The sequence below is a fragment of the Grylomicrobium aquisgranense genome, from assembly GCF_033971865.1.
Lineage (GTDB): Bacteria > Bacillota_I > Bacilli_A > Erysipelotrichales > Erysipelotrichaceae > Bulleidia > Bulleidia massiliensis.
Genome location: NZ_JALBUR010000058.1, coordinates 1 through 5151, shown reverse-complemented (window position 1 = coordinate 5151; position 5151 = coordinate 1). Strand labels below are relative to the sequence as shown.

Sequence of the window (5151 nt, the reverse complement as noted above, 5' to 3'; positions counted from 1 at the left end):
ACACCTGTTCCCATCCCGAACACAGAAGTTAAGCACTTCAGCGGCGAAGATAGCCTTACGGGCAAAAAGAGCACGCTGCCAGGTTAGCAAGGATCCTTACGGATCCTTTTCTTTTTTCCCTTCAGCAAGCCAAAAAAGCGAGGCCTTTCAGCCTCGTTTTCGTTTCCTCTTACAAATCTTCACCGTTGCTGGCAATGACTTTCTTGTACCAGTAGAAGGACTTCTTCCTGCTTCTGGAGAGATCTCCTTCTCTCTTGTTGTTCTTATTTACATAGATGAAGCCGTATCTCTTATCCATCTCACCAGTAGAGGCAGATACGATATCAATCGGAGCCCACATCTGATAACCCAGCAGATTCACACCATCTTCCTCAACAGCTTCCTTCATGGCTTCAATATGTGCCTTTAGATAGTCTATTCGATACTGATCATCCACACTGCCGTCTTTTTCCTTCTGATCATAGGCACCCAGACCATTCTCGACAATCATCATCGGCAGGTTATAACGATCTTCCATCCAGCAGAGCGCATATCTTAATCCAAGCGGATCAATCGGCCAGCCCCAGTCAGATACCTTCAGATATGGATTCCTGACCAGGTCCTTGTTCTCATAGAAGTTGTAATGCGGATTATCTTTCTTTGCCGCAGTTGTCTGTGACATATAATAGCTAAAACCAATATAATCGATTTTTCCTTTGGCAAGTTCCCTGAGATCATCTTCAGTGACATCGATATCCCAGCCCATACGCTGCCAGTATTTCTGGATGTAGTTTGGCAGGATTCCCTTTGCCTGTACATCCATATACCAGTAGCGCTTATGGTTGGCTTCCGTCATCTCAATGTAATCCTGAGGATTGCATGTCTTTGCATAGATCGGCTCATAGGCAATCATACAGCCGATCATTATGTTCGGATCAATTTCATGGCCAATTTGTACAGCTTTTGCACTGGCGACGAGCTCATACACAGATGACTGATACATCATTCTTTCATTATCTGGATTATCATCTGTGGTCAGTACAGCACCTTCCTGCAACATGTGATGGGCAATCGGCGCAGCACCCTGGTTATTGATCTCGTTGAATGTCATCCAGTACTTTACCTTTTTGTGGTATCTTTCAAAGCAGGTCTTTGCAAATCTGACAAAGAAATCAATGCAGCGTCTGTCCATGAAGCCGTTGTACTTTTTGGCAAGATGCCATGGCATCTCAAAGTGCTGCAGGGTAATGATCGGCTCAATGTTGTACTTATGGCACTCATCAAACAGATCATCATAGAACTGCAGGCCCTTTTCATTCGGCTGCGCATCATCACCATTCGGGTAGATGCGGCTCCAGGCAATGGATGTGCGGAATGACTTGAAGCCCATTTCCGCAAACATGGCAATATCTTCCTTGTAATGATGGTAGAAATCAACAGCTTCATGGTTCGGATAGTATTCAGATGGCAGAACACCATCGGTAATGACACGGGGGATCCCATTGCCTCCGGCAGTCATCACATCCGCAATGGACGGTCCCTTTCCATCCTGGTCCCAGGCACCTTCAACCTGGTGGGCAGCGACGGCACCGCCCCATAAGAAGTCTTTACGAAATGGCATACTTTCCTCCCTTTATCTCTGCTTTCATGATACTCTGTTTTTTACTTTGATCGGATAGAAAAAGACACCGTGCGGTGCCTTTTCCATATTTCCTTACTTCAGATCCTCGCCGTTGCTGGCAATGACCTTCTTATACCAGAAGAAGGAATCTTTTCTGCTTCTGGAGAAATCACCAGTACCGTCATCATTGCGGTTGACATAGATGAAGCCATAGCGCTTGTACATCTCACCTGTACCAGCGGAGACAAGATCAATCGGGCCCCAAGTTGTATAACCGATCAGATTGACGCCGTCTTCTTCCACAGCCTTCTTCATTTCGGCAATATGATCACGCAGATAGTTGATGCGGTAATCATCATGGATACTGCCATCAGCTTCAACCTTATCAATCATACCAAGGCCATTTTCCACAACCATCAATGGTGTATGCGGATATCTGCCAGCCAGATCATCGAGGGTATAGCGCAGACCTTCCGGATCAATCTGCCAGCCCCAGGGCGAAGCCTTCAGGTACGGATTCTTCACGCCGCCCATCAGGTTGCCATCGGTTCCCTGCTTGTCCTTTTCAGCTGTCACACAGTTGGTCGCGTAATATGAGAATGTATACATGTCAACCGTGCCTTCCTTCAGGATCTTCTTGTCTTCCTCATTGTCCATGAAGGATGTATTAATGCCCTTGGACTTTAAGAACGGCCTGGCAAAGCAGGGATATTCACCTCTGACCTGAACATCACCGCACATGTTGTTAAGGAGATCCGAAGCCTGCTTTGTCTTGAGAACATCATCCGGATGCGGACGCAGCGGATACAGTGTCATGTGGGCAATCATGTTGCCGATCATGAAGTCCGGATTGATCTTGTGGCCTTCCATAACAGCCTTTGCACTTGCGACAAACTCATTGTGCAAAGCTTCCATGCGCATCTGCAGATTGTCATGCAGAGCATCGACAGGACGCTGGCTTTCATCCTTGAGATCTTCATCCAGCACCAGACCAAGGCCGTTATAAGAACCACCGCCCGGCATCAGGGCACAGTTGATCTCATTGAAGGTCAGCCAGTACTTCACCTTATCCTTGTATCTTCTGAAACAGGTAGCGGCATACTTCACAAACAGATCAATGGTACGCCTGTCATAGAAGCCATGGTATTTGGTTGTGATTGCCCATGGAATCTCATAATGGCACAATGTGACCAGCGGCTCGATGTTGTGCTTGTGGCATTCATCAAACACATCATCATAGAACTGCAGGCCCTTTTCATTTGGTTCTGCATCATCGCCATTTGGATAGATCCGGCTCCAGTTGATGGACAGACGGAAACACTTGAACCCCATCTCACCAAACAGAGCAATATCCTCTTTATAATGATGGTAGAAATCAATGGCTTCATGAGACGGATAGTAAGCACCCTTTTCAATCACCGGTGAAAACTTGCGGGGTGTGGAAACATTGCCGCCTTTGAGCATATCGGCATCACTGAGACCTTTGCCATCTGTCAGATAGGCACCTTCGAGCTGGTTGGCCGCAACAGCACCGCCCCAGAGAAAATTCTTTGGAAAAGACATCTGTTCTAAACCTCTCTTTCTGTTTTTATTATAATCGCTTACATAGCATCAGAAAGTGCATCTTATGCAGGCAAACAGGGCTGGCAGACAGGGACAGACGTGCTTCTTGTAGTACAATATGACTTGTGAAAAGATCAGAACGGCGCTTTTATGCAAAACTGTATACTGTCATTGTGCTGTGCGGCCTGATTGTGGCCGGACTGCTTGTTTTAACGCTGTCCGGCGGTGCCCAGCGCATCCGCAGCGCAGCTGCGAAAAAGGGGACTGCTGCCACTGCCTCGCTTTCTTCACCGCATGCCACGGCTTCTGCTGTATCCACAGCGGTGCCTGCCGTTGTTCCAACATCAACCCCGACACCAACGCCAGTTGTAACCGCCACCCCGGACACCACTTCCAATGATTCCCTGTTAAAGATTGTCAACCGCACATCCCGTCTGGATCAAAGCTATGTGCCGGATGACCTGGTACAGGTGGATGTGCCAAGTTCACGCACGATCTATCTGCGTCATGAAGCAGCCCAGGCACTGGAAGAGATGTTTGCGGCAGCCAGACAGGACGGCGTCAATCTGGTGCTGATCTCAGGCTATCGCAGCTATGAAGATGAAACAGAACTGTACAACTACTATGTCGGTCTGTATGGCAAAGACCACGCGGACATTATTGATGATATGCCCGGGGCGAGTGAACACCAGCTTGGCCTTGCCGTGGACCTTGGCACAAGTGATGGCACGTGCCGTCTGGATGAATGTTTTGATACAACCGGTGAAAGTGCCTGGCTTGCGGCAAATGCGGCCAGGTATGGCTGGATCCTGCGCTATCCGCAGAACAAGCAGGATGTGACCGGGGTCATCTATTCCCCGTGGAACTATCGGTATGTTGGCAAAGACGAGGCAGAGAAGATCACTGCTTCGGGATTAACGATGGAAGAGTATTTTGGAGAGTGAATCATGAGTGAGAAAACACAGATTATGGATGAAGTGACGATGCGGCGTTCTCTGGCCCGCATGACACATGAGATCATTGAGCGCAATGAGGGCGTGCAGGATGTTGTATTAATGGGCGTTGTGACAAGAGGCGTCTGCCTGGCAAAGATCCTGCAGGCAAATATTCAGAAGTTTGAAGGCGTAACAGTCCCTGTGGGCCATCTGGACATTACCCTGCACCGTGACGATCTGAGCAATGAAGAGAAACAAAAGCGCAGCCAGGAATCTGTATTCCCATGTGACATCACTGGCAAAACTGTCATCATCGTGGATGATGTGCTCTATACTGGCCGCACAGCCAGAGCAGCCATGGAAGCTGTCATCACAAAGGGACGTCCAAAGTACATCCAGCTTGCTGTGCTGGTGGACAGAGGCCACCGCGAACTGCCGATCCGGGCGGACTTTGTCGGCAAGAATGTACCAACGGCAAAGAGTGAAAACGTACAGGTCAGATTGATGGACAATGATGGTGAAAATGCCGTCTACATTGAAAGATGACACCGGACTTCCATATCACGCAGAAGATCTCAGCTTCTGATTACCGCCGCTATTGCAACGTATGCGGCATCGGCGCAAAGAAACGCCAGCAGAAACAGGAAGCCATCATGCTAGCAATCGGCCTTGTCATCGCCGCTGCCGGATACTTCCTGCATATCATCTACATTCTGATCGCAGGCCTGTGTTTTTCCTTTCTTTCTGCTTTCATGCTTGGCTTCATGTGGCCGATTACCTGCCGCAATCACTACCTGGAAAACCCGATGATCTCCAGGGACGAGCAGTCGTTATCCTTTGACCGCAAGGGCTTTATCGTGAAATGGCACAGCAATAAAGGCAGGCTGCTGTACAGTGACCTGCAGGAAATCCTGGAGGATGGAAATGCCTTCTATCTGATGGCAAAGCCGGGCAGCGGGCAGATTGTGATCAAGAAATACTGCAGTGCAGAGCTCATTGCCTTCCTGCATGCCAAAGCAAAGAGCGTTGACAAAGTGCATACGGCATGATAAA

General features: G+C 48.6%; 5 protein-coding genes and 1 rRNA gene. 4 read left to right on the top strand and 2 right to left on the bottom strand.

The window, feature by feature from the left end; all coding sequences use genetic code 11:
- Positions 1-84, top strand: a 5S ribosomal RNA gene (gene rrf / locus MOZ60_RS11620); the annotation flags it as partial.
- 85 nt (positions 85-169) lie between these two features.
- On the opposite strand, the gene MOZ60_RS11220 is transcribed toward rrf, so the two are convergent.
- Positions 170-1600, bottom strand: coding sequence for a 6-phospho-beta-glucosidase (locus tag MOZ60_RS11220; RefSeq protein WP_370596741.1), 1431 nt, complete (start codon positions 1598-1600; stop codon positions 170-172).
- Positions 1601-1693: 93 nt separating this feature from the next.
- The gene (locus MOZ60_RS11215; RefSeq protein WP_370596740.1) at positions 1694-3163 is read right to left on the bottom strand and encodes a family 1 glycosylhydrolase; all 1470 of its coding nucleotides are present in this window, start codon (positions 3161-3163) and stop codon (positions 1694-1696) included.
- Between the two features lie 125 nt (positions 3164-3288).
- Here MOZ60_RS11215 and MOZ60_RS11210 point away from each other — a divergent pair, with 125 nt between their 5' ends.
- Genes MOZ60_RS11210 through MOZ60_RS11200 form a run of 3 tightly spaced genes read left to right on the top strand, consistent with a single transcriptional unit; the run spans position 3289 to position 5147 of the window.
- Complete coding sequence (locus MOZ60_RS11210; RefSeq protein WP_370596739.1) at positions 3289-4107, top strand: M15 family metallopeptidase; 819 nt, start codon at positions 3289-3291, stop codon at positions 4105-4107.
- Positions 4108-4110: 3 nt separating this feature from the next.
- Complete coding sequence (gene pyrR / locus MOZ60_RS11205; protein WP_370596738.1) at positions 4111-4644, top strand: bifunctional pyr operon transcriptional regulator/uracil phosphoribosyltransferase PyrR; 534 nt, start codon at positions 4111-4113, stop codon at positions 4642-4644.
- A complete protein-coding gene (locus MOZ60_RS11200; RefSeq protein ID WP_277634819.1) occupies positions 4641-5147 on the top strand; it encodes a YcxB family protein in 507 nt (168 codons plus the stop codon). The genes pyrR and MOZ60_RS11200 overlap by 4 nt, the downstream gene beginning before the upstream one ends.
- The last annotated feature ends 4 nt before the right edge of the window (positions 5148-5151 follow it).